The organism is Pedobacter sp., assembly GCF_965279535.1.
Lineage (GTDB): Bacteria > Bacteroidota > Bacteroidia > Sphingobacteriales > Sphingobacteriaceae > Pedobacter.
In genome coordinates this window covers 3,306,884-3,333,196 of sequence record NZ_OZ257244.1, presented here as the reverse complement: position 1 = coordinate 3,333,196, position 26,313 = coordinate 3,306,884, and the positions used below count along the sequence as shown (strand labels likewise).

At 39.1% G+C, this 26,313-nt stretch carries 24 protein-coding genes; 7 read left to right on the top strand and 17 right to left on the bottom strand.

The features are described 5' to 3' along the window. Positions 1–28 precede the first annotated feature (28 nt). Positions 29–679, top strand: a complete 651-nt coding sequence (locus tag ACQY77_RS13545; protein ID WP_421941616.1) for a LexA family transcriptional regulator — start codon at positions 29–31, stop codon at positions 677–679. Positions 680–724: 45 nt separating this feature from the next. Here the strand turns inward: ACQY77_RS13545 and ACQY77_RS13540 are convergent, their stop codons facing one another. The 11 genes from ACQY77_RS13540 to ACQY77_RS13490 form a co-directional block, all read right to left on the bottom strand. Continuing rightward, positions 725–1,297, bottom strand: coding sequence for a DUF3109 family protein (locus ACQY77_RS13540; protein ID WP_421942380.1), 573 nt, complete (start codon positions 1,295–1,297; stop codon positions 725–727). Between the two features lie 2 nt (positions 1,298–1,299). Continuing rightward, positions 1,300–2,073 (bottom strand): DUF3108 domain-containing protein, encoded by a 774-nt coding sequence (locus tag ACQY77_RS13535; RefSeq protein ID WP_421941617.1) that lies wholly within the window; start codon positions 2,071–2,073, stop codon positions 1,300–1,302. A 135-nt stretch (positions 2,074–2,208) separates the two neighbouring features. After that, the gene (locus ACQY77_RS13530) at positions 2,209–2,724 is read right to left on the bottom strand and encodes a DUF2480 family protein (RefSeq protein WP_421941618.1); all 516 of its coding nucleotides are present in this window, start codon (positions 2,722–2,724) and stop codon (positions 2,209–2,211) included. Positions 2,725–2,790: 66 nt separating this feature from the next. Further along, positions 2,791–4,875, bottom strand: coding sequence for a SurA N-terminal domain-containing protein (locus tag ACQY77_RS13525; RefSeq protein ID WP_421941619.1), 2,085 nt, complete (start codon positions 4,873–4,875; stop codon positions 2,791–2,793). Positions 4,876–5,119: 244 nt separating this feature from the next. Next, positions 5,120–5,692 (bottom strand): hypothetical protein, encoded by a 573-nt coding sequence (locus ACQY77_RS13520; protein WP_421941620.1) that lies wholly within the window; start codon positions 5,690–5,692, stop codon positions 5,120–5,122. Beyond that, positions 5,692–6,984, bottom strand: a complete 1,293-nt coding sequence (locus tag ACQY77_RS13515; protein WP_421941621.1) for a hypothetical protein — start codon at positions 6,982–6,984, stop codon at positions 5,692–5,694. The genes ACQY77_RS13520 and ACQY77_RS13515 overlap by 1 nt, the downstream gene beginning before the upstream one ends. Position 6,985: 1 nt before the next feature. After that, entirely contained in the window at positions 6,986–7,720 is a 735-nt protein-coding gene (locus ACQY77_RS13510) for a type III pantothenate kinase (RefSeq protein ID WP_421941622.1), read from the bottom strand. An 81-nt stretch (positions 7,721–7,801) separates the two neighbouring features. Next, the gene (locus tag ACQY77_RS13505; protein WP_421941623.1) at positions 7,802–8,782 is read right to left on the bottom strand and encodes a DUF6427 family protein; all 981 of its coding nucleotides are present in this window, start codon (positions 8,780–8,782) and stop codon (positions 7,802–7,804) included. 212 nt (positions 8,783–8,994) lie between these two features. Further along, entirely contained in the window at positions 8,995–9,996 is a 1,002-nt protein-coding gene (locus ACQY77_RS13500) for a glycosyltransferase family protein (RefSeq protein WP_421941624.1), read from the bottom strand. A 23-nt stretch (positions 9,997–10,019) separates the two neighbouring features. Next, on the bottom strand, positions 10,020–10,874 hold the full coding sequence (locus ACQY77_RS13495; RefSeq protein WP_421941625.1) for a UDP-2,3-diacylglucosamine diphosphatase: 855 nt from the start codon (positions 10,872–10,874) through the stop codon (positions 10,020–10,022). A gap of 326 nt (positions 10,875–11,200) precedes the next feature. Further along, complete coding sequence (locus ACQY77_RS13490) at positions 11,201–13,699, bottom strand: YfhO family protein (protein WP_421941626.1); 2,499 nt, start codon at positions 13,697–13,699, stop codon at positions 11,201–11,203. 128 nt (positions 13,700–13,827) lie between these two features. Between ACQY77_RS13490 and ACQY77_RS13485 the strand changes: the two genes are divergently transcribed. From ACQY77_RS13485 to ACQY77_RS13465, 5 genes are all read left to right on the top strand, one after another. After that, positions 13,828–14,907, top strand: coding sequence for an alginate lyase family protein (locus ACQY77_RS13485; RefSeq protein ID WP_421941627.1), 1,080 nt, complete (start codon positions 13,828–13,830; stop codon positions 14,905–14,907). An 85-nt stretch (positions 14,908–14,992) separates the two neighbouring features. After that, complete coding sequence (locus tag ACQY77_RS13480) at positions 14,993–15,499, top strand: GbsR/MarR family transcriptional regulator (protein ID WP_421941628.1); 507 nt, start codon at positions 14,993–14,995, stop codon at positions 15,497–15,499. 91 nt (positions 15,500–15,590) lie between these two features. After that, positions 15,591–16,409 (top strand): DCC1-like thiol-disulfide oxidoreductase family protein, encoded by an 819-nt coding sequence (locus ACQY77_RS13475; protein WP_421941629.1) that lies wholly within the window; start codon positions 15,591–15,593, stop codon positions 16,407–16,409. Beyond that, positions 16,409–17,332 (top strand): TIGR01777 family oxidoreductase, encoded by a 924-nt coding sequence (locus ACQY77_RS13470; protein ID WP_421941630.1) that lies wholly within the window; start codon positions 16,409–16,411, stop codon positions 17,330–17,332. Before ACQY77_RS13475 ends, ACQY77_RS13470 begins: the two co-directional genes overlap by 1 nt. Positions 17,333–17,339: 7 nt before the next feature. Continuing rightward, positions 17,340–17,792, top strand: a complete 453-nt coding sequence (locus ACQY77_RS13465; RefSeq protein ID WP_421941631.1) for an SRPBCC family protein — start codon at positions 17,340–17,342, stop codon at positions 17,790–17,792. A 35-nt stretch (positions 17,793–17,827) separates the two neighbouring features. On the opposite strand, the gene ACQY77_RS13460 is transcribed toward ACQY77_RS13465, so the two are convergent. From ACQY77_RS13460 to ACQY77_RS13435, 6 genes are all read right to left on the bottom strand, one after another. Further along, entirely contained in the window at positions 17,828–18,079 is a 252-nt protein-coding gene (locus ACQY77_RS13460) for a DUF4834 family protein (protein WP_421941632.1), read from the bottom strand. Between the two features lie 86 nt (positions 18,080–18,165). Further along, positions 18,166–18,363 (bottom strand): YwbE family protein, encoded by a 198-nt coding sequence (locus ACQY77_RS13455; RefSeq protein WP_421941633.1) that lies wholly within the window; start codon positions 18,361–18,363, stop codon positions 18,166–18,168. A gap of 53 nt (positions 18,364–18,416) precedes the next feature. After that, on the bottom strand, positions 18,417–19,694 hold the full coding sequence (locus ACQY77_RS13450; RefSeq protein WP_421941634.1) for a DUF3472 domain-containing protein: 1,278 nt from the start codon (positions 19,692–19,694) through the stop codon (positions 18,417–18,419). Between the two features lie 223 nt (positions 19,695–19,917). Then, the gene (gene uvrB, locus ACQY77_RS13445; RefSeq protein WP_421941635.1) at positions 19,918–21,960 is read right to left on the bottom strand and encodes an excinuclease ABC subunit UvrB; all 2,043 of its coding nucleotides are present in this window, start codon (positions 21,958–21,960) and stop codon (positions 19,918–19,920) included. Between the two features lie 222 nt (positions 21,961–22,182). Continuing rightward, positions 22,183–24,555, bottom strand: a complete 2,373-nt coding sequence (locus ACQY77_RS13440; protein ID WP_421941636.1) for a M1 family metallopeptidase — start codon at positions 24,553–24,555, stop codon at positions 22,183–22,185. A gap of 13 nt (positions 24,556–24,568) precedes the next feature. Continuing rightward, positions 24,569–25,153 carry a HupE/UreJ family protein gene (locus ACQY77_RS13435; RefSeq protein WP_421941637.1) on the bottom strand — a complete coding sequence of 195 codons (585 nt, stop codon included), beginning with the start codon at positions 25,151–25,153 and terminating at the stop codon, positions 24,569–24,571. Between the two features lie 461 nt (positions 25,154–25,614). Here ACQY77_RS13435 and ACQY77_RS13430 point away from each other — a divergent pair, with 461 nt between their 5' ends. After that, complete coding sequence (locus ACQY77_RS13430; RefSeq protein WP_421941638.1) at positions 25,615–26,280, top strand: class I SAM-dependent methyltransferase; 666 nt, start codon at positions 25,615–25,617, stop codon at positions 26,278–26,280. Positions 26,281–26,313: the final 33 nt, after the last annotated feature.

Here is a 26,313-nt window from a genome sequence, read left to right as displayed (position 1 = left end):
AAAACAGACCAACTTATCAACATTTATAATGACAGAAATTCAGAGATTAAAAGAGGTTATCGGTCTTTTAGGATTTAAAACCCAAAAGGATTTTGCTGATCGCTTAAAATTAACCGCTGGTGCACTCTCTGATGCAACAAGAGGCAGGCGAGGTGACTCAGTTTCTCAATCTCTAAAAGACAGGCTAGAGCTGGTGTTCAACCTCAATATCGAATGGTTAGAATCTGGTAAAGGAGAACCCTTCATCAAAAAAGGGCCAATTATTTCAGAAAGTAAGGAAGGAGTACCTTATTTTGACATCAGCCTGGCTGAAATTGACCATGTACTGAACGAAGAACAGGCCGAATACTTTGTAAACTATAAACCTTTTAACGATTGTACGGCTTACCTTCCTGTTTACGGCGACAGCATGTATCCTAAATATGCTTCGGGCGAAATCATTGCCGTAAGGGAAATCACTAACTACGAAGTACTCCAATGGGGTGAAGCTTATGTGATTATGATGAATGAAGCGGCCAACAGTTTAAGAAGTATCAAACTAATTTATCAGCACAGCAACGATAACAAACTGATCTTACGCTCCTCTAACCCTAATTTTAAGGGAGATACGGTGATTGAGAAAAAGAATATTGCTGCGCTGTATATTATCAAAGGGAAGATTACGCGTAACCTGATCTAAACTGCTAAGATTTTCTGGTGCGTGTCCATGGAAGCATCGGAAGCTTTAGCCTTGATTCAGCGCCGTTACTGACTCTTCTAACTCTTTATACCATTGTTCACCATACTTTCGCACTAAAGGCCCTTTTAGGAAGCTGTAAACAGGCACTTTTAATTCTCTCCCGAAAGTACAGGCATCGTGGCAAATGTGCCAGCGATCATAGTTCAGCACTTCAAATTCCGGATATTTCGTAATGCGAATAGGATACAAATGGCATGAAATGGGTTTCTGCCAATCTACAATGCCCTGCTCATATGCTTTTTCTATGGCACACTTGGTAATGCCATTTTCGAATAGCACGTAAGCACACTCTTTATTTTTGTCTACGCATGGGGTAGTCAGGTCGCCATCTTCGTCTACCACGTACACCCCTTGTTCTTCAATTGCTTTAATCCCCTTCTCATTGAGCAGGTGTTTAATCTTTGGATAAATGTCTTCCAGAATGGCCTTCTCATCGTTATCCAATGGTGCACCAGAATCACCCTCCACACAGCAGATTCCTTTGCATTTGTTTAGGTTACAAACAAAGTTCTCTTTTAATACATCTTCGTGCACCAGCACCTGTTCAACTTCTATCATCATTATTCTTTTGCTAAAGCATATTTAAGCCCCGAGGCCGATTTAAGCTCCATGGTTACAGCACCAACCAATATCTCTACTTGTGCCTTTACCGGAACCCGGTTATTATCATCCGTTACCCACAGATACAAACGACTATCTTTCTTAAAAATTCTGCCGGGCTTAATAGAGGGGCTGAATTTTAAACACCGAATGTTACCCAACTTCGTTTTAATCGTTTCTTTACCTATATATTCTATTTCTAATGCGGAGATTTCATCCTGTAAGAAATAGTTTAATTTAAATTTATCGCCAATTTTCAGTTTGCTAATATCTAAGCTTCTCGCAAAATAGTAGGCAGACACCAAATCGAAAGTTTGATTTGTAGGTGTATTAAATGTTCCCCTATTCGAAACTACTTTCTTAGTATCCTGATTAAATCTGGCTTTGTCTTGCCGGCGGTAGCTGGCTTCTCTAATGTTTTCCTGGTAGAAATAAGGCAACAAATCTTTCTTATCAATATACGAATCGTAGTGATCTCTGATCTTATAGAAAATATCAAAAGTACCTGATGTAGAAGCATCAACAGTAAGCTTATAAGTAGGCTTTCCGTCAAACTTAAGATCAGAATTTTGCACTTTTAATGTACCTTCTGCCGCTGTGATAAATCCGTATCTCAGCTTATACGTTAAAACCTCTCCTTCCTGAAATACTGGCTCCTTTTTTATGGGAAGCTCCTGCGCCGTGACCACCAGGACGCAAATTACCGCTGTAAGGGTTAAAAATAATCTTTTCATTTGCTGTGTGTTTTCATTTGTGTTTATGGGATACTGAATAATTTTCTGCACGAGCCCTTAGTATCTTGGCCCTTGTTATCCTATTAATCCTATCTCATATTTTTCAAATTGAATATACAAAAAGCAAACCAAAAGCTAATCCTTTCTTTTGAATACCGGTACTGTTGAGCAAGGCTCGCCAAACATGATGCTTTTAACCACAGGTGTAAGCAGATTGGTTACCTCTACATAGGCCGATACCGGAATGTCAATATCGCCACATCCTTTAACCACCACACGTTCATCTCTATAATCCTCAGGGTTAATTTTAGCCAATGCTTTAGAGAACATAACGGCCTCAAGCGTACTTAAATCGCCAAAAACAATTTCTTTCGCAAAAGGCTTCATTCTGTTTGCCAGTAACATATAAGCCCATGTAGGCACAATGGCATCTGTAGAGCAGATAATGGCCACATTTTTATCCTGGTATTGGCTCCAATCGTGATTTTTAATAAAATCCCTGAAATCCTTCTCCTTTAAAATCAATCCGTGAAAAAGATTTTCCTTGATATCATAAAGCACACGCGCTCCACTATCATAAAAATCTTCAAGATTTAAGCTGATTAATCCGCTATTGGCTACTTTATTAACAATGTTTTCCTGGATTTCCATATCGTATAAAATAAAAAACCGTCCAGACTCAAAGCCTGGACGGTTACAAAATTACGCAATTTCTAATTAATAGAATTTCACGCGATTGTCTTTTATCTTCGCATTATCTTGTAAAGCCTGGAAAGCCGCGCTTAATGAACGCTGACCAAGACTCAACAACATACCTTCTTTTTGTTTAAACATGTTAGCAATTGGTGCAGGGTTAGTAAATCCATCAACTGAAAATACGTAAACACCACGATCGCCCTGTACCGGAGCCGATACTTTGCCTGGTTGCGCACCAAATACGCTTCCTACCAATGCATTTTCTTGCGCTACCCCTGGGATAATTGGGTTAGCAAAAACAATGTTTTGAACAGGGTTAACCGTACGGCCCACTTTAGAAGCAATCTGATCTAAGCTACCTTTACCTGCTTTTTCAAATTTCTCTTTTAACAATTTAGCTTTAACAGCATTACGTACCAAAGGTTCAATTTCTTTTTTAACCGCCTCTAAAGGTAAAGTCCCTTTAGGATTAACACTGGTTAATTTAGCGATTACATAAGCATCCGTCATGTTGTAAATTTCAGGAAGCACATCGCCCTTATCAGCTTCATAAGCTGCCTGAATTAATTTACGTGGATTATCTAATCCTGGGGCAAATCCTTGAGTTGCGGTTACTTTATCAGCAACAGCTACTTTATAACCTTTCTCCTGAGCAAACTTGTTAAAGTCTTTGCCTTTAACATCGTTTAAGAAATTACTTGCTGCTTTATAGGCTGCCGCCTGTGTTTTGCTACTTGCAGTTAGGTTTTTCTCTACATAAGCAAGTTTAACCACTTTAGAGTTGCCAATTTGTTTATCGATTCTGATTACGTGAACGCCAAACTGAGATTTAACAACTTTAATTTCGCCAGGACTTCCGCCAAAAGCAGCATTTTCAAATTCAGCAACCATAGTGCCACGGGCAAAAGTACCTAAATCGCCACCTTTGTCTTTAGAACCATCTTCACTGTAGTTTTTAGCTAATTCAGCAAAATTTCCGCCTTTAGCAATTAATCCTTTTAATGAATCGGCTAATTTAACAGCTTTATCTTCACCACCTACTTTTGCAGGATTGATTAGAATATGACTTGCTTTAACTGAATCAGGAGAGAAACGGGTATCAACAACTTTTACAACTTTATAAGAGTTACCTGAAAGTTTAGGTCCATAGAAACTACCTGCAGGTAGCACAAAAACTGCTGAATCTACTGCCGGATCTATTTTACCTTTTGTTAAATAAGTGTACGGAACTTTAACATCAGAATTTACTGCTGCAAATAATGAATCATTTTTAGCAACTTTAAAGTCTGCCGCGATTTTTTCTACCTGATTTTTGATGGCTAAAGAATCAGCAGCAGTTGGCTTAATGCTAAAAGTTACATATTCAAATCCGCGGCTTTCTTGTGGATTATTGAAACGCGCTTTATTTTGCTCATAGTATTCTGAGTAATCAGCATCGCTCAATTTAACAGAAGCATCAGGAACTGAAGTGTAATCTAAACTTACGTATTTGAAGTTAGCCAACTTGTTACGGTTGTTATATTCATCTGTTGCTTCTAAAGACGTTACATAAACAGAGTTGCGAACTAAGTTGGTATACTTGGTTTGTAAAGCCTGATTTTTGATTTCTTCCTGAAGCATAGCTGATTGCTGTAAGGCCTGAGGTTCTTTCGATTTAAGAAAGTTCATCAAGGTAGCACGATCCAGCTGGCCAGTTTGAGGATTTGAAAAATATTGTTTAATTAATGGGCTTGGGTTAGCACCTTGTAATAAGTCTAACAACTCATCTTCAGATACGTTAAGACCTAAACGATCGTATTCTTTCGTTAATAAAGCTTTAGCCAACTCAGCATTCCAAGCCTGATCTACAGCCATAGCAGTCATTTGTGCATTTGCACTACCACCATATTGTTGTTTAAACTGATTAACTCCCTGGTCAACCTTTGGCCCGAACTCATCGATATTGATTTCGTTACCATCAATTGAACCCACTACCTTTTGGTTTGCTGCCCAGAAAGGTTTACCCACGTTAATTGCATCACCTACTAAAAATGCAACAATTGCAAAACCAATAGCAAAGACTAAGATATAGCCCGCTCGGTTACGCAAAAATGTCATTAATCCCATATTGTACTTTATAAATTTATTTAGTTTTTTTAAGAGGGCGCAAGATACAAATTTGGCTTAAAAAAGAAAACACAAAATTTTATTTATCAAGTGATTGTTTTTTAAGGAAATAGCACCCTTATTTAAATGACAGAAGGAATGAATGAGAGAATGATTGAATAGGCTTAGCGACTGAAGGAATGCCCTTCAAATCAAACAGAAATGACGTCATTTCAGCATAAACTGGTACTTATTTCAATAACAATTAAGGGGCAATGCCCTCCTTCACGTTCAGTTGCCCTGTAGTTGTACTCATTTTATAGGTACTGAAATCTTGAGGGGCTTCAAAATTGATCCCTTCTCCGATACTGCCATCAGAGCCTTTCACATACACCTTCTGGTTAGAATAAAAAAGCTTTCTGGCTTCGTCCCAAATCAATTCTTCAGAGGAGAAAGTACTGCCATCAGCATTTTTAACCACAACGTTTTTCCTAAACTCAGTTTTCAACTCCGAATCCTTGCGAATGGCGTAATCGCATATTAAGGTTCCATCAATTGTTCCTTTTTGATTGTAGAAACTGATTTTAACCCCCTTGATCATCTCCTGATAAGAACCACCATTTTTCGGGGTTACCTTATCCAGAATTGGTGCATTACCAACCGCTTTTACACGAGCCGAATCGCTGTAAGTGATTTCAACACCATAGGTACGGTCTCGGGTAAGTGTAATCTTTTTACTGGAAATGGAATCCACATTTTTGAGATCATCATCACTGCAAGAGGCCATAAAAAAGGGCATCCCTAGTAATAATGCATATAAAAATGTTCTGATTCTCATTAGTCTACTCTATATCTACGGAACCAGGTATCGTTCAGTGTAAAGCCCAGATGGAAGTTAATAAATTGTTCTTTAACCAGGTTATTACTTAAGGTTCCTCTTTGGCCAACCTCTGTTGTAAAGTTGATTTTGTAAAAAGCACTACCACCATTTGCGCTTGGAAGCGGGAATCCAAAACCCAGCGAGGCGCCCATTTGCTTAATATCCTTATTGCTGATTTTAATATAAGTCTTATCGTAAGATACTCCTAAACGGTAATCCATACGCTTCAAATAACTGTTATAAGAAGTGTAATCTGGCGTCCATTGCCCACCTAATGATGCTCCCCAGCTATCCTGTAAACCCTGGTTAACGTTATTAATGCTGGTAGAAGACCACTTGCTCATTCTAAAATCAGCACCGATTAACCACTTATCATTTTGTTGGATAGAAATCCCAAAGTTATGACTTAGTGGAAGTGTTAGATTAGAACGGCCGTTATCAATAGCGGCCAAAGTATCAATTGCCGTATTCTCGTTGCCACTGGCATCTCTTGTATAATGGGTAGAGTAAAAGGTTTGAGTAGAATTTACTTTACCTGAGCTACTTCCTGAGTACCCTAAAGTAACCAAAGTTTTTTTACCAACATTGAAATCATATTGAACACCATAAGAATAGTTTAAACCACCTACACTATTCTTGTTCTGCAATTTAGCATTAAGTGATCCCACATTACCGTATTCTGTAGCACGGGTTGTTTGAAGATTACCAAAAAGATACTCAATGTTACCGCCAATCCTAAAGTGATCTCCAAAACGGCGACCGTATCCAAAATAAGCTTTAGATAAACCACCTTCGCCCTCGTAAAGCTGATCAACAGACATCGTATCTACTTTCACTGTATTACGGTAAGAATAGCCTAAATCTGAATAAGGTAAGATGCCAAAACTAATTGCCGATTTTCTACCGGTAGGGATGGCAAAAGCCAGGTGACTAAATGTAGAGTTAAAACTGGTTTCGGTTAGATTATTACGCGACAAGCTGGTTAATCCGGCACTCATACCGATATCAATAGTTGTAAGGTTTACCCCGGCGTATGATGCCGGGTTCTGCATATTGATATAATTAAAACCGGTAACCTTATTTACTGCGGTAGAAATTCCACCCATAGCCCTCAACTGAGGAAGTAAAGAACCTTTGATATTTCCAAGTCCGAATCTTGAATATGGAGACGATGTAGTAACCTGAGCCTGAGCACCTAAACCACAAACTAGAACGAGAATGGCCGCAATATAATTTATTCTTTTGTACATTTTAATCTGCAATAGCTTCATTTAATCCTTTTAATACGATGAAGGCATCTTTTACTATTTGAGGCGCAAAGATGCTGTTTTGTAATTGTTTATACAAAAAATTAGCATCACCTCCTGTTATAATGACCTTTAAAGCACTTTCTTTTTTATTATTTATGGCAATAAAGCCCTCAATCTCATTGATCATCCCCTGCAAAACACCATTCCTGATGGCCGATTGTGTATCTGTTCCTGCCACAATCTCCTCTTCCGCATTCCAATCAACCAAAGGTAGCCTTTTGGTAAATTCGTGCACTGCTTTAAAACGCATTTCAATTCCCGGGCTTATGCTCCCACCAGAATAAGTAGAATCAGACTGGAGCAGGTCGTAAGTAATGCATGTGCCTGCATCTATAACCAAACAGGCATATGACGGAAAGCAACCTTTAGCGCCCAAAATGCCAGCCCATCTATCCAAACCCAAGCTGTGGGGAGTTTTATACATATTGGTTACACCATTGGTTAATAAAGCTGAAAACCTGGTGTAGAGGGTATGTGCCTTTAAAATATTTTCCAGTACTTCTATTTCCTGATTAACACTACTTATAATTGATTTATCAATAGAATAGTCGTTAATCAAACGTTCCAATTCTGCTACTCCGAGTTCATCAAATCTTTGATGGTGGATTAACTCCCGGTTATTAAAAACCGCAATTTTCACCGATGAGTTACCAATATCAATAGTTAATCTGTTCATTTAAAGCTTTTGGTGTAAAACTTCGTGCCACAAAGCTATTAATCTTTGCCAAGTTTCGGTCTAGTTATTTGTTAAAAAAGGTTAAACAAAGAGAAAGTACTGAATGGAAAGCACAAAGAGCAGGAATAAAGTTTCGTAAAACCAGCGCTTTTTGGCATTACTAAAATAGTAAGCTAAGAGGACTGCTCCAGGAGGTACACACAGCAAGAAATGTGAAATCCTGAACTGTGGTTTTAAGTAAAAGCTTGCGCCTGCAACAATAAACATAAAGAATAGTAACTGAAAGCCCTTTCTTGTACTGATAAAGCTCCTGAAAAAGTTCTCTCTTAATTGCAGGGAGGCTAAAATTATAATCACTACCACCGGGATCAATACCAAATAATCATTGTAATTAATTTTAAACACCGAAGGAAATTTATTTCCTAAAGGTTTCCATATCTGATAAAATGAGCTGAGATTATCGTTCCAATAATAAAATACCGCTAAAAAGAAGAAAACTGTAATAAAGCCAATCAAACCTGCTACCCACTCTCTCCAGTTAAATGATCTAAATAGCATAAGCGCTAAGAAAATCATCAATAACATGGCCATAAAAGGGAAATAAATTAAGGTTCCTATACCGATGATCATTCCGATATCAAAAACGGTAGTAATGGAATTGGCGCTTTTACTGAGTTTCAAAAACTTATCAATAATCCAGATCAGCAGAAAATTACAGATCAACGCCGGACTCAAAATCATAAAAGGCATGAAAAGGCTTGTCCCTGTTATAAAACTCAATCCCGGCAAAAAACTGGGCTTGGCCAACAGGTTATGATTATTGATAACCCTGTTAAAAATCAATGCCTGAATGTAAACCATCACCGTGGCAAAGAAAATATTAGCACTTGGCGACAGTGCATTTTCCAGGTCTATATTAATCAGCAAGCGGGTAAAGGATTCTACAAAGTCAAAATTGACTAGCGCAGGCATCTCGTAAAAAATAGCAATACGCATAAAAAATGTGTATGCCAGCAAAAAAACGAGGTTAATTGGATTAAGTTTTCTAAACTGATTAATCATGCCTTTTATAGAGATGGCAAAGTAAAGAAAAATAGTTGATAATGCATTCGTCAGTCAAGAGTACAAAGTCTTTAATCAAAAGTCAGCTCCGCTCAGTTAAACAGTCAACAATTAAGCAATTAAACAACCATACGCTCCCCTGATCTTTGCTCCAATCTTGATACTTTATACTTGATACCAGCTACTTTTTACTAAATACTTTCTACTGATTACTAAATACCAGCCCCTCTTCGCCCGTACTTCTTCACCATATCATCAATAATCTTCGCAGTTTCATCAGGAAAATCAAATTGATGTTTTTGTGGATTTGCTACCCATTCTTTTAAAACAGGGAGCCAGTTCCGGTTACTTCCCCAAATAACGGGCAAGCCAAACTGCTTGAGCGCATAGGCATTACACTGCTGTTCAAACTGGAAACGCATGGGAGCAACCAATAATTTTTTCTTAAGGTAAAGCGCTTCTGCGGGGCCCTCAAAACCTCCTCCTGTAAATAAACCTTCACAGCTGGCCAAACTCCTGTTAAACTTCTCATTGTTAACTGGCTCAACCAATACATTAGCTTCCTGATAGGCCACTTTGCTGTGCTTGGAAAACACCTGCCATTGTACCTCTGGAATTTGCACCAAAAGCTTTACCAATCTTTTATCATCAATTGCCGGCAGATAAACGGTATAATGACCCAGGTTTTCATTTTTAAGCTGTCGTATTTCGGAACGGATTACCGGTGTGTGGATGAAAGTATCATATCGATCAAAGTGAAAACCGATATGGTGTGTTGTGGGTGCATAATGACTTAAAATAATCTTCCCCCAATCCAGTGTTCTTGGGCGCGGAACCTTTTTAGATTTAAAAGCCGCCTGATGACTTAAGGATACACTTTCTATTCCCTGCAGTTTACAAGCCCAGGCACTTACGGGTTCAAAATCATTTACAATTAAATCATAATCTTTAAGTGGAAGCTGTTTCATGTCTTTCCGAAAACGGAAAAGATTCATATTCAGCCAGGTTTTAAAGTGATGAACTCCCCCTTTTTTACCAAAGATGAAACTGAAACCGTGAAGCTGGTATTTTACCGGCTGACTCAATTTTACATCTGCTTGCGTACCGCTCACCAGAATATCCAGTTCGCCGTACTGTTGCAGCAAAGGAATTATTTCCCTTGCCCTGCTAATATGACCATTTCCTGTTCCCTGGATTGCGTAGAGTATCTTCATGATTTGCCCCGAATATCAAAAAATTATTGGGCAATTTCATACTTAATTGTATGCAAAAGTAAATTTACATCCAATTTCTGTTTCAAATCCTCCGCATCAGAGAGAATCCCTTCGTCCACCTCATCTTTTACAAAATCCTTATGATCATACTTGAATACTGTCCAGCTTTCATTGTGATATTCTAAAGCAGTAAGACTTTCCACCCAATCGCCACTATTCAAATAAGTAACTTTGCCATTTTCTCCTACAATTTCCCGCTGTTCTGCCTGATGGATGTGGCCACAAACTACAAATTCATACCCTTTTTCGATGGCTAATTCTGAGGCAGTTTGCTCAAAGCTGTTAATGAATTTAACGGCATCCTTAAACTTAGCCTTGATCTTTTTGGAAAAACTCATCTTCTCCCTTCCAAGCGCTGTAAGTATCCAATTTACAAAACTGTTAATCAGTATCAGCGTATCGTAACCTACTGCTCCCATTTTAGCCAGCCACTTAGAATGCTGCATGGTCACATCAAATACATCACCGTGGAAAAACCATGCTTTTTTACCATGGAGTTCTAAAATCAATTTATTTTGAAGGTGAAAGGTTCCCATTTCCATGCCATCAAACTTCCGAAGCATTTCATCGTGATTTCCGGTAAGGTAATGTACCTGAACACCTTCTGAAACAAATTTCATCAGTTTACGGATCACTTTCATGTGCGATTCTGGCCAGTAGCTTTTACTAAATTGCCAGATATCTATAATGTCGCCGTTTAAGATCAGCGTTCTAGGCTTAATGCTCTTGAGGTACTTCAGCAGTTCCTTGGCATGACAGCCATACGTACCCAAATGCACGTCGGAAATAACCACGAGATCTACATTTCTTTTTTCCATAATCGGGAAATTTTAGGGGGAGAAGTTTTGTTACCGCTTATCTGAAGCAGTTTAAATATAGAGTTGTTGTATTTACCACTCTTCTTCCTCATCGAGTTTGACCTCAAAGGGGCTAAAGAAATAGATTACAACAATTAAAAGGCCAATGGCAAAAATGGATTCCAGCATTCCAGCAAACTTATTTTACAAAGGTAAGACGCTGTCTATCAAACAAATGTTACGGCATTGTTAAATTTATCACCTAAATGCTAAAGTATGTTAAAGCACCAAAGCAAAAACCCCATGACCGATAGGCCATGGGGTTCTTAGAAACTGATTTTATGTATTTAAACTTTCGCTTCTTTCTTCTTTTTTTGCTTGTTTTCCGAATAGAAGCCAAATCCAAGACCCGCCAACAACAATAATGAACCTGCAAGAGAAATTTTCTCACCTGCATAATAAGCGGTTGGGTGGAACTTAAACTCTAATTTATGATTCCCTGCTTCCAGCTGTGCTGCACGCAATACATAGTCGGCACGGAAATAAGGCTTCTCTACGCCGTCAATGTACATTTTCCAACCTTTGCTGTAATAAATTTCAGAGAATACAGCAATTACATCCTTAGCTGATGAATATTCATAAGTGAGGTGATCTGGATTGTAGCTCGTTAATTTAATGAAACCTTCTACCCCTGTTCCCAAACGCTTGGTATCGATCATATTTTTAAAGCTTTCATCCACAATGGCCTCTTTTTTAGCATCAAAACTACTAATGGCCTTCATTTCTTCATCAGCATTTTTAGCGTATTGAACACTTTGTACAAACCAGGCATTGCCACAAGCTGTAGGGTTGCGTTGCATTTTGTACGAACCATTTTGAGGGTCTTGCGTAATCACATATTTGGTGTTCAACATATCTAAAACATCCTGATTGATGCTTTTGGTAAGCTGATGATCAACCAATTCCTGAAAACGTTTTAATCTTGCCGAGTGGAAACCACCAACCGTTTTATGGAAGTAAGAAGTTTCAGCGCTCTTAAACGGATCACCTAACGATAAATCAAAAACCCTGAAATTTGGATCCTTATCGGCAGATATAAAATTATCTACATCACGTGGTTGATAGTGATTAGCCAAATCAGATTTGCTCACGAAATTCTGGTTGTTTAAATAACGACGATCTACCTGCCACAAATCAATCAAAACAAATAAAGCCAATAAACCAAAAGCGATAGAAGCGCTCATCTTTTTGGTGATGAATGCCCAGCTTAAGCCGAAACCTATGGCAATGAATAAAATAGAACGCAAAGCATCGGTTCTTGCCAGAGAAACACGGTCTGCTATAATTGCATTGCTAATCTGCTCTGCAGCGCCCCTGTTATTCTGTAACATCTGCGTTAATGCATCAATCACCTGAGATTGATTAGAAGTAGTAAAGCTGAAGAATGCCGTAGGAATCAAAGCAATAATCAGCGCAAAACCGGCAGTAATTCCTGCTGACCAGGTTAAACGCTTAACCAGAAACTTTTGATCGTACTTACCTTCCTGCGCTTCTTTAATAGCTAAAATCGCCAATAAAGGAACCAATAAACCTACCACTGCCAGAATAGACTCTACTGCCCTGAACTTATTGTAACCAGGAAGATAATCAAAGAAAATATCAGAGATTAACGGAAAGTTTTGGCCAAATGAAAGGAACAACAACAGGATGCTCGATCCTAAAATCCACCATTTCCACCTGTGTTGAACAATAAATAATCCGAATACAAAAAGGAAACAAATAATGGCTCCAAAATAGTATGGACCAGAAGTACCTGGCTTCTCTCCCCAATACTGATTAGTTCCAAGGTTTTGAGCAAAATAACCAATCGCCTGTCTCGGGTCAACTCCCTGAAGGTTCTTCTCAACAGCTTTGTAAGTATTACTTTCTGGTTTAATCAGATCGTCAATACTGCTCGCTCCGCCATATAAATTAGGGATTAAAAACGTAAAACTTTCTCCCACACCCTGACTCCACTGGTAAGCATAAGCTTTATCCAATCCGGTTGCTGGTTCAGCCTTATCAGTTGTTAAATTAGATTTACCTCGAATAGTTTCCTTTGAATATTCGTAGGTAGTCCAAAGCGAACCCGCATTAACCAACACAGCTACTATAATCCCTACTGCGGCATAACCAATTGCTTTACCAAAAGCTGCCAATTGCTTTGCTTTATATGCATGATATAACTCTATACAAGCTAAAATAAATAGAGCAATAAATAGGTAATAGGTCATTTGAACGTGGTTAGCGCGAATCTCCAAAGCCATAAAAAGGCCTGTTAAGCTTGCGCCAAGAATATACCTTCCCCTAAGCGTTAAAATGATTCCTGCTAATATCGGTGCGAAAAAGCCAATGGCAAGCGCCTTGTTGCTGTGTCCCGCGGCTATAATGATAAAATTGTAGGAAGTAAAAGCAAAGGCTATGGCTCCTGCTGCTGCAAGCCATGGATTAATCCTGAGCACACAGAATAACAAATATGCACCCAAAAGATACAGCAATACCGTTCCAACAGGGTCAGGAAAGATACCTTTGATTACATCTATACCATAGCTGGCAACGTTCATCGGATATTTCACCCAGATTTGATATGCTGGCATACCGCCGAACATCTGGTTAGTCCAAAGAGGGCCTTTCCCATCTTTTTCCTTAATATCCATAATTTCCTTCTGCATGGCTTTTGCCTGCAGTACATCACCTTGCTGTGGCGCTTTTCCCTGTAAAACAGGACTGAAGTAGGCAAAACAAATGACTACAAAAATTGCAATGATGGCCAAATGAACGCCATTTTTATTAAACCAGTTATTCATTAAGGTTTGTTTAAGTTTAAACGAACGTCAAAAATAAAAATTTGGGCGGTATAAAAAAGGAATTATTGAAGGTAAAGCGAATAAACAATTAGATTTGTGAAAGGAAGTCTCCTTTTAACCCATTAACGATGAGAAACTTTACCATTACAATACTTTTAGCTTTATCCTCTACCACAGCCTTTTCACAAATTGTCGGTTTGAACAATGTTGAAATCAAACAATTAAAGGTTAATCTGACCAAAAATGAAAACCTCAGGAAAGAATATGATGCTTTTGAGCAATCTACTGCAAATTTTCTTTCAGATCAGCCTAACGCGATAGATACCATCCGAACGGAGGGACTATTAAAAGGAAACCCAAAAAAGATTAAGACCGCTACAGCCCTTGCAGATATTTACAAAATGTATGCTACGGCATTGCTGTACCGTTTGAATTCGGATAAAAAATACCTGAATAAGAGTATTGAATTTCTGAGTGCCTGGGCAAAAATTAATCAGCCAAACGGCGATCCCATTGATGATACCAACCTGGAAAGAGCAGTTGAGGCCTATGACTTGATTAAGCAGGAGATTCCTAATCAGGAAAAAGAGCTGATTATTGATTGGCTCCGCAATACTGCAAATGCAGAAATCAATAGTAAAAGAATGAAACCTGGCCGCACAACCGCTATTAATAACTGGAATGCTCACCGCTTAAAAATTGTCGGGTTAATCGGTTATGCCATTAATGATCAGAAATTAATCAGCTGGACCATTGATCATTTAAAAAAACACATTGAAATCAATTTATATCCAGATGGAACCAGCTTCGATTTTAAAGAAAGAGATGCCATGCACTATCATATTTATGATCTGGAGCCGATGCTGAAATTAGCTATCGCGATTGACCGGGCTAAAGGAGAAGATTTCTATCATTATCAAAGTACTACAGGCTCCTCTATTCAAAAATCGGTAGAGTGGATGATCCCCTATGTGAAAGGCGAAAAGCAACACGAAGAATATGTAAATACCAAAGTTAAATTCGATCGCGACCGGGCAAAAAACGGAGAAGCAGGGTTTGCTGCCGGCAGTTTCTTCAAACCCAGTATGGCACTTCCGGTATTCAAATACTCAAGCTATTTCGATCCTGCTCAACAAAGTCTTTTAACGCTGATGGAGTACAAACCTAACTGGCAAAATACTGTAGACAGGATGAAAGGCTTAAAATGAAAAGTTGAAAGTTGAAGCCTAATTTTTCAAAATAAATATATTTTCAATAATTTTTGAAAGTTTAAAAATATAATTATATTTGTTCATGGAATTAGCAGCAGCAAAATTAAAGTTTATAGAAACCTGGGGCAAATTAGGCTCTGAATGGGGAATAAACCGTACAATGGCTCAAGTGCATGCGTTATTGCTGATCTCCCCTGATGCACTGACCACTGAGGAAATTATGGAGACTTTGAGTATTTCCCGAGGGAATGCCAATATGAACCTGAGAGACTTAATTGGTTGGGGACTGGTAGAAAAGCAACATAAAGCTGGCGAGCGAAAGGAATATTTTTTTGCTGATAAAGATGTTTGGAACATTGCCCGCCAGGTGGCTAAAGAACGGAAAAAACGGGAACTTGAACCAGTATTGAAAGTATTAACGGAGCTGTCAACCGTCAAGGGAGATGAAAAAGATCCAGCGTTTAAAACCTTTAATAAATCAGTAACCGATATTAACAAACTGGCCAACAACGTTGATAAAACCCTCGAAACAATGTTAAAGGCAGAAGAAAGCTGGTTCTGGGGATCAATTTTAAAAGTTTTTAAATAATACAAGATATTCAAATCAACCAAAGCCTTAACCGGCTTTATTTTTTAAATCAATCTTTCATTTTTTACTGAAAGTTCAATATTTATGTAAAATGAAAACACTCAGCAACCATCTTATTTTATTCGACGAGGAATGCCCTATGTGCATGGGCTATACTCAATTATTTGTTAAAACAGGCATGCTCAATCAGGAAGGCAGGGTTTCTTACCAAAAAATGCCGGCAGAGGTCTGTCCTATCATCGACAGGCAAAGAGCTGTAAATGAAATTGCTTTGGTTAACATTCAAAATGGCGAAGTTACCTACGGGATAAAAAGTATCTTTAAAGTTATTGGCCATAGCCTCCCTTTCTTTAAACCCCTATTTACTTTCAGTCCCTTCATCTGGCTGATGGAAAAATTTTATGCTTTTATTTCCTACAACAGAAAAGTAATTATCCCCGCAGCTATCAAAAAAGAAGGGTTACAACCCAGTTTTAAACTAAGTTACCGCCTCATTTATCTGCTGGTAACCTGGCTGGTAACCGCCTATATTTTAACCGCCTATGCAGCTCTTCTAACAGATTTTGTCCCATTGGGAGGAAGATACAGGGAATATATCATTTGCGGAGCACAGATAGCCTTTCAAGGTCTGATTATATTCTTTTATAAACGGGAAAAGTTTTGGGATTACCTGGGTAATATGATGAGTATTTCATGTGCAGGGGCACTGCTATTGGGTATAGGTTTACTTGCTGCAAAAATATTAACGCTTCCTGCTATAAGCTTCCTGTTTTATTTTATGGTGATAGCCGGGCTTATGCTGCTCGAACATTTGCGCAGAAGTAAATTATTAGCGCTTGGGTTTTTATTAAGTATTACCTGGGTGATTTATAGATTAGTGGTTTTAGGTTTAATTCTAGTTTTTAAGTAATGAAATACGATAAAATTGTTCTTGCCGGTGGAAACGGGTACCTCGGTGGAGTTTTGGCCAAACACTTTAGCCCAATGGCAGCAGAGGTAATCATTCTGGCCAGAAAGCCGAAGCGAACACAAGGAAACATAGTTACCGTTGTTTGGGATGCTATGACTATTGGTGACTGGTGCAAGGTATTGGAAAATGCAGATTTACTCGTTAATCTCTGTGGAAAAAATGTGAACTGCAGGTATACGGATAAAAATAAGCAGGAAATAATCGATTCAAGGGTTATCCCGACAACCCTATTGGCCGAAGCCATTAAGGGATTGACCAAAGCGCCGAAATTATGGATTAATACTACATCTGCTACCATTTACCGCCACGCCGAAGATAAGCCGCAGGATGAGAAGAATGGAGATATTGGCTATGGCTTCTCTGTTGAGGTTTGTAAAGCCTGGGAAAAAGCATTTTTTGACGCCCAAACTCCAGCTACCCGTAAAGTTGCGTTAAGGGTAGGCCTGGTAATGGGCAGGCATGATGGTGTATTTCCCCGCTTACTTAATTTAATAAAATTTGGTCTTGGTGGCCGCCAGGGTGATGGAACGCAGTATGTAAGCTGGGTGCACGAGCAAGATGTAGCCTTAATCACCGAATGGTTAACTACACGGAAAGAAATAAATGGACCCCTGAACTGTACAGCTCCTGAAGCCATTAAAAATACTGAATTGATGAAGCTAATCAGAAATGCTTACGGTATTCCATGGGGCTTACCTGCGCCCACCTGGCTTCTTGCTATTGGCGCTAAAATAATCGGTACCGAAACAGAATTAATTTTAAAAAGCAGGTGGGTAAAACCTCAGGTACTTTTAGATCAGGGCTTTCAATTTCAATATGCAACAGCTACTGCAGCTGTCCATGATATTCTAAGTATCAATTAATAAAATAATGGAACTGATTGTATTAACAACCCACATAAATGCGCCTGTTGAAAAGTGCTTTGACTTATCCAGAAACATCGATTTGCACCTGGATTCTATGCATCAATCTAAAGAAAAGGCTATTGACGGAAAAACGGCAGGCTTAATAGAAATGGGTGAAAGTGTTACCTGGCTGGCTAAACATTTCGGAATTTCTTTCCGAATGACAAGCCAGATTACCCTGATGGAAAAACCGCTCCGGTTTATTGATGAAATGACCAATGGTCCTTTTAAAAGCCTGAAGCACCTCCATCAGTTTAAGGTAAAGGATCGGGTTACTGAGATGACTGATGTTTTCGAATTTGAGGTACCATTTGGTTTCGTTGGCTGGCTGGTAGAAAAAAGCTTTCTTAAATTCTACATGAAAAAATTACTGATGGAAAGAAATCGCTTTATAAAAGCATTTGCAGAGAAATCCTGACGCAAAAATGCCCCGAATTTCTTCGGGGCATTGCTTTATTTTATTTCTTCATAATCTACGAAATCACCCAGTTTATCCGTTTTCCCCTGATCGGGCTTCGGCGGCATATAATCAATAGAGATTGAGCCTTCTGGTTTTTGTCTTTTTTGCTGATATTGCTGGCCTGTAGCCTGTTGTTGCATTTTACTTGCCAGGTTATTGAATAACATCGGCAAGATCAAACGAATTAGCATCCGGATAAGCCAGAGTACCAATATGGTTATAAATATGAATTTAATTAATGCCATCTTAATTTACACTTAATACAAATATAGACGTCTACAGGATTAATTTGTTACCTTTTTCGCCTTTAATTGCAATTTGATTACAAAGTTTATTCTTCTACAATCTCACAAACCCGGCCAATCTGTCCATCTTCCAACCGCACCTTTATCCCCCTTGAATGAAACGCAGATGAAGTTAAAAGGTTTTTAACTACACCATAAGTTACGTTTCCAGACCGCTGGTCCTTCTTTAAAATAACGCCTACTTCTAAACCCGGGTAAATATCTTTTCTGTTTTGTCCATCCATATTAAATAATCTTTGCCTCTCGAAGAATTCAAATTTCAGCAATAAAAAGCATACTAAGGTAATTTTGCGAAATCTATCTCAGGTTTTTTCCCTGTTTCTTTTCGGCTGAAGATTGTTCTTGGAATAGTGTAGTTGTTAAAGAACCCACAATTTTTAAGGAAGAATGCCCCCTGCTCTACTCCACCGGCGTAATCCATGCGGTAAGCCTTGTTCCCGGTATTATCTGTTGTAAAACGGGCCTTATTGAGTTCTATCCAGTTTCCCTTATCATCACAGATCCATTGATTATTAAATTTAACCATACGGGTTTGATCACCCTGTACTGGTGAGAAATTTTCTAAGAATGAGTGAAAACGCTTCAGATAGGTTTGTGTCCTTGGCCTTTTAAAGCTGGCGATTAACTGCCATTTGTTTAATTCAGGAGCAAAGAAATAAGCCGTATAGGTTGTAGTGCTATCTGTTCCAGGCAGGCCATGCAATAAAAATTTGTAGGTATTACCGGCTTTCCACATGTAATTTAAGTAGGATTGCCCACCAGCACCCTCATTTCCAAACTCTCCTGTATGTACACCTTCCCCTTTTTTTAACATTTTTATTTTATGCGATTCGGGGATACTTTTAGGATCATCCGTGTTGAAAGGACTCCAAACCGAAAAAAGAATATGTCTTTCTGTCGGACTATTTACCTGCATGCCAAAGTAACCCTCACCAAAACCGTTGGCCATGAAATAAGAGCCTAATAAATCTTCACCTTTAGGCACTGTAACTTCATTATAATACCATTCTGCATTCAGGCCATCTGGCTGAATATAATTCAAATGTACAGATGGCCCTCTTCTTCCCCAGTGAAAGAAATTCCCCTCATTATTTTTTACGTAGGCCGTTTTAGCTGTAATCGCTGTTCCAGATACATTTAATGACTGCAAGGCCGGGAACCGATCTTTCGTTTTATCCAGGGCCTTAATCGTTAGCGCCACATATCCTGTATCCTTGATTTCCCAGGTACCAATCGTAGAAGTTTTTTCAGTTTCATCAAAAGCAACTTTCTTAGTTTGATTCTGAATGGCAAATTCTAAGTTTGATTTCCCTTCCACTGTATTGCCCTCAGTACTAAAGGTCAGTGTTCCGGGTTTTTCTACCCTAAGGTACACGGTAAAATATTCTTTGGGATCTGTCCAGTTCTGAATCCCCCGGTTGGTAACCGTTCTGCCGCCATCTGTATGTTTTGAGCTGTAGGCATTGCCACCAAGAGGAATAGATAGATTTTGGGCTTGCACATTCAAACCCAGGCCGCCAAGTACGATCAGCGACAATAGTTTTAAAGATTTCATTCAATATTTGTTTAGATAACTTTCGAATACAAGTCTAGCTCAAATATTTGAGATGAAGGGATTTTAAACTAAAACGTTACTTTGACTGAGCCCATTGATAAAGTTTTTGCCTAAAAAAACACGACAAATCAAGTTCGGCTGAATGATTTAGTATTGCATGCAGCCTCAAAATGACCAATGACTAATTACCAATGACCAATGACTAATGAACAATTAAACCGCCTTACTTCGGAAACTTCTCATTAAACATTTTCTCCAAAGCGAACATTTCATCGCGGAGTTTGGCTGCAAGTAAGAAATCCATGTCTTTGGCTGCTTTCTGCATTTCTTTACGGGTATTATCGATAGCTTTTTGCATTTCACCTTTGCCCATATACTGCACTACCGGATCAGCAGCAATGCTTATTTCTGCATTTTCTACATAAGCCCTGGCCTTGTTATCACTTGCTTTTTGTGAGAAATCGAGTACTGAAGTCTGTTCTAAAATTGCTTCGCGAGATTTACCTACTGTTTTGGGCACAATACCATGTTCCAGATTATAAGCAATCTGTTTTTCTCGTCTCCGGTTAGTTTCATCAATGGTTTTCTCCATACTATCCGTCATACCATCGGCATACATAATTACACGACCCCGGTCATTACGGGCTGCCCGGCCAATGGTTTGAATTAATGACTTTTCTGAACGGAGGAACCCTTCTTTGTCGGCATCTAAAATGGCTACCAAAGTTACCTCCGGTAAATCCAGGCCTTCACGCAAAAGGTTAATCCCAACTAAAACATCGAATTCCCCTAAGCGTAAGCCACGTAAAATCTCTACCCTTTCTAAAGTTTTAATTTCTGAGTGGATGTAACGGGTCTTAATATTCAAACGATCCAAATACTTGGTTAGCTCTTCAGCCATGCGCTTGGTAAGCGTGGTAACTAAAATCCTTCCACCTTCTTTAATGGTTAGGTCTATTTCATCTAAAAGATCATCTACCTGATTAATAGCCGGACGTACTTCTATAATTGGATCTAACAGCCCGGTAGGACGAATTACCTGTTCTACCACTACACCTTCTGACTTTTCCAGTTCATACTCTGCAGGTGTAGCACTTACATAAATCGTTTGTGGAGCCAGTGCCTCAAATTCATTGAAATTCAAAGGACGGTTGTCTAATGCAGCAGGTAAACGGAATCCATACTCAACGAGCGAAAGCTTACGGGAGCGGTCGCCACCATACATTGCCCTGATTTGTGGAACTGTTACGTGGCTCTCATCAATCACCATCAAATAATCTTCCGGAAAATAATCCAGCAGGCAGAAAGGACGCATACCAGGTGCCCGGCCATCGAAGAAACGCGAGTAGTTTTCAATACCTGAACAATAACCCAGTTCTTTCATCATTTCGATATCGAAATTGGTTCTTTCCTCTAATCGCTTTGCTTCTAATAAATGTTTATCTGCGATGAGCTGATTTTTCCGGATTTCGAGTTCCTCCTGTATGCCCCAGATGGATTGGGTGAACCGGTCTTTGGGGGTTACAAAAAGATTGGCCGGATAAATGGCCATATCTTCCAGCTTCTCGAGTGTTTTACCAGTAACAGGATCAATTGCCGAGAGCTCTTCAATATCATCCCCAAAAAAAGAAATCCGATAGGCAAAATCTAAATAGGCAGGAAAAATATCTACAGTATCTCCTTTCACCCTGAAAGTACCGCGCTTAAACTCAGTCGTTGTACGGGCATATAAAATTTCTACCAGGCTATGCAGAAAGGCATTTCTTGAAATCCGTAACCCAACACCAAAACGAAAAACCATTCTGGAGAAATCTTCCGGGTTGCCCATACCATAAATGCAGGAAATAGACGAAACCACAATAATGTCCCGCCTTCCACTCATTAATGAAGAGGTGGTACGTAAACGCAGCTTTTCAATCTCCTCATTAATGCTCAGATCCTTTTCGATATAGGTATTACTTGAAGCAATAAAAGCTTCAGGCTGATAATAATCATAATAGGAAACGAAGTAATTCACCGAATTTTCAGGAAAGAACTGCTTAAACTCGCCATATAGCTGTGCTGCAAGGGTTTTGTTATGGCTGAGAATTAGCGTTGGTTTTTGCGTCTGCTCAATAACATTGGCCACCGTAAAGGTTTTACCTGAGCCGGTAACCCCGAGCAGTGTTTGATAATGCTCTCCTGCATTTACACCTTCAACCAATTGTTTTATTGCGCCGGGCTGGTCGCCGGTCGGCTGATATTCTGACGTGATCTTAAATTTCATGGGTAATATCAAATATACGATTTTTTCATTGGCTACCATGGTTGTGGCCCACGAACCATATCCAGTTATCTTTTTCTCTTGCCTGTGGTTTGTGTGTCACAAACCACAGGCAACTATTTTATTGGTCCGTGAGTCACGGACCAAGCACAACAATTACACCACAAACAAAAAGTCCTGCTGAACTGGTGTTCAACAGGACTTTCTTTCTAGAAACCAGCTTTATTATTTGCCAGCTGCTTTCTGCATAGGATTAGTGCCAACCGACTGACCCCTAACCGCAGCACCAGATTTGGCTTTAAAAGCATGGAATTTACTTTCTTTGGCTTTACCGCCCCAGCCATTGTTTGAGGTATCAATATCGGCCGTTTCTTTAAGCGGGTCAACCAATATCGATTCTACTTCTTTATCCTTCACATAAAATTTAGATGTTTTCAATTCATTGTGTCTCCAAATTTGAGCAGGAATTCTGTCTAATTCTTTTGTTCCATCCTTATAAGTAAATTCTACAATGACCGGCATTACTAAACCGCCCTTGTTGCTAAAGCTTAACTCGTAAAGGTACTTTTCCTTATACTTATCTTGTTCTGCAGCTGGTACAGGTTCAAGTGGAAGCGCTGTTTCAACCCTTGTAGCGGTTGTGGTATCTACAGTAACCATACCCCTATCATATTTGTAATAGAAATCCTGTGCTGCAGTGTTTTTATCTACATAAAAGTTTATCTTTTTATCCTCACGATTTCGGATTTTGGAGATATCATCAAATGCATTTAAGGCAGGACGATCTATTTTAACCATTCTGGCCCTCGCCGCAGGAACATCTTTAGGAAAATCAACTTTTGCAAACTTTACAGTATCCAGCGCAATGTCGCAAGGATCAGTTCCGTAAAACCAACCTCTCCAGAACCAATCCAAATCCTCGCCACTTGCATCTTCCATGGTGCGGAATAAATCTGCAGGCTCAGGATGTTTAAAAGCCCATCTTCTTGAGTATTCTTTAAATGCGTAGTCGAAAAGTTCTCTACCCATGATGGTTTCACGCAGAATATTTAACCCTGTGGCAGGCTTAGAGTATGCGTTCGGGCCAAAGCGGGCAATATTTTCTGAGTTACTCATAATTGGTTCCAACTCATCCTTAGGCAGTTTCATATAATCAACAATGGTATGAGCAGGACCTTTTTTACTTGGGAACTTATTATCCCAAAGCTCTTCTGTTAAATACTCAACAAAAGAGTTTAGACCTTCATCCATCCAGGTCCACTGGCGTTCATCACTGTTTACAATCATCGGGAAGAAGTTGTGCCCTACCTCGTGTATAATTACGCCCAACATACCATTTTTAGTGCTTTCACTGTAGGTTCCATCCGCATCTGTTCGCCCATAATTGAAACAAATCATCGGATATTCCATTCCGTTCGCTGCTTCAATACTTTGTGCCACCGGGTAAGGATACGGAATGGTAAAATCTGAATAGGTTTTAATGGTATGTGCAACAGCACGAGTAGAAAACTGGCTATACAGGTTATAGGCTTCTTTACCATAAAAACTCATACACATTACTGTATTGTTATTGGCTTCAATTTTTTGGGGCATAGCATCCCAAATAAACTTACGGGAGGCTGTCCAGGCAAAATCGCGCACATTGTTGGCCTGAAAAACCCAGGTCTTTTTAGCAGTAGCCTTCTTGGTTTCAGCAATTTTTGCCTCTTCCAAAGTTTGGATCTGCACAGGTGCCGCAGCAGTTTTCGCTTGATTATAACGGCTTAACTGCGTTGGATTTAGCACTGCGCTGTAGTTTATACACTCTCCGGTTGAACCCACCAAATGATCTGCAGGAACGGTCATTTGTACTCTAAAATCACCAAAAGTTAAAGCAAATTCGCCCCTACCGGTAAACTGATGATTTTGCCAGCCCTGAAAATCGCTGTATACGCACAAACGTGGATACCATTGCGTCATGGTAAATAAGTAGTTGCCATCGGTAGGGAAATATTCATATCCTCCGCGACCGCCGATACTCATTCTATCGGTAATCTTATAGTTCCAATCTATGTTGAAGATAAATTTCTGACCCGATCTTAGCGCTACAGGCAAATCAACCCGCATCATCGTCTTATTAACCGTATACTTTAGATTTTTACCCAAGGCATCTGTCAATTTAGTTATGTTGATGCCATAACCGTTATTGTTTTTTGCACTCAACTTATCCAAACTTGCTGTAGTACCGATTTCCGGCATTTTCGTTGCGTCCTGATAGTTTGCACTTTTATCTGTACTGTGCTGATTTTCATCCAGCTGCAGCCAGATATACGTTAAAGGATCAGGAGAATTGTTGGTATAGGTTACCGTTTCAGAGCCTGTTAACAAGAGGTTTTTCTCATCCAGCTCGCACTTAATATTGTAATCAGCTCTTTGTTGCCAGTACTTTACGCCGGGTGCACCACTCGCAGTACGCTGCTCATTTGGTGTGGGTAATATCGTACCCAATTGCTCAAACTTATTCCCGTGGTTACTCCCAGGGTTATTTTGAATGTTTTGGGCCATGGTTAAACTTCCAGAAAGAAGCAGCAAACCAGACAGGGTAAACAGTTTATTCATAATATGTTAGTTATTAAAAAGGAATTCGTTCTAAAGCCATTTTTAAAGCCAGGCTAAATACGGCCGCGGAAATAAACAAAACCCAACTCAGGCGTTTTATCCGCGTATAATTAAAAATAATAAAAGTAATCAGCAGGATAATCATCACCATAAACACCTGGCCCGCTTCTAATCCAACGTTAAACCCAAACAAACCCCAGCCAATGTTTTGATCTTTTGCCAACATCATGCGGATAGAATTAGCGAAACCCATACCATGGATTAAACCAAAGCCTAATGCCAAAAAGTAATTAATCTTGATAGACTTTAAAGAAAAATTTCTCCTGAACAGATTACTTATGGCCGTAATGACGATGGTGCAAGGAATTAAAAATTCTACCCATTTACTGTCAAAGCGAATAATATCCATAACACTTAGCAAAAGCGTTAGTGAATGCCCGATGGTAAATGCGGTTACTAAGATCAATACCTGCTTCACATTATGATAGCTATAAATAGCCACCAGTACCAGAATAAAGAGCTGATGATCCAGCGCATCCGCACTGATAATGTGTTCCCAACCTAATTTAAAATAAAAGATAAAATCTTGTAACGGCATTTATGAATATTTTGTTTGGGCTTTATTTAAAGCTTAAAATTAAATTTTAATTTATAAAATGAGTAAGGTTCCCTAAAAACATGGCCATAAATACCAAATTTGTTACTAAAAAATTTAAAATCACCATCAAAATTGAATAGATAGTGCCAATATTGAGCAATGTGTTAGCTGTCACGCTGTAGTTTGTTAGCAAGTCCCCGGTCTTTCAGCACTGTCTTCAGGTGGTCGCTCTCCTCTTCATAGCCCTTCGTTACTAAACCCGATATAAGTGGAAATCCCGCAACGAGGCACAAGTGAGGACTCTAAACGTTTAGAGGGACCAAAGCCCCTGTTTATAGAAACCCGCACATTTTCTGACAAGGATTTTCTAAAATTCATAACGCTATCAGATTGTAAACCAGACTGATCTTAAGCTTCACAACTCTAAATCCTATATTTATTCAACCTTAAACCCAGCTCATATGGTTAGATTAAAATACTACTTTCAAAGACCTGAAAAAGGTTATGATCCGGTACCGGCGGAATTTGCAGCAAAATACTCCGAGAATGAATATCAAAAATTGGACAATAAAGTGGTAGATAACATCTGTAGCCAATTGGGATCATTAGAAAACAGAACTTTAATTGATCTGGGAGGCGGACCCGGTCAGTTTAGCCTTGCTTTTGCTAAACGTGGGGCTCAGGTAACCTGGCATGACATTAGCCAGAATTATTTGAAAATTGCAAGGGAAAAGGCCAAAAACAACAAGGTTAAGATTAATTTTAGCCTGGGCTACCTGGAAGAGGCAAAAGGTAAATTCGACTTACTTTTTAACCGGATTTGCTGGTATTATTGCCTGAATGACAAACAATTTGCCCGCCAGATTTATGATTTATTAAATGTTGGAGGTAAAGGATTAATTATCGTGAATAACGAAGACTACCTCAACAAAGAATTGCAGGTGGAGAAGCCATTAAAGAAACTAATTATTAAATTTAGTTTTTGGTTGAATGAAAAACTGGGTATAAAGCTCACTCACGTCCACCCCTCTCACCAGAAACTTAAAAAGATTTTCTCCAAACTAAAATTTCAAAACCTAAATATTGAAAGGAATGGCCACAACACCTTAATTACGTTTAACAAGTAGTACCTTTATTGTTAACTTTGCGTTTAAACAAAA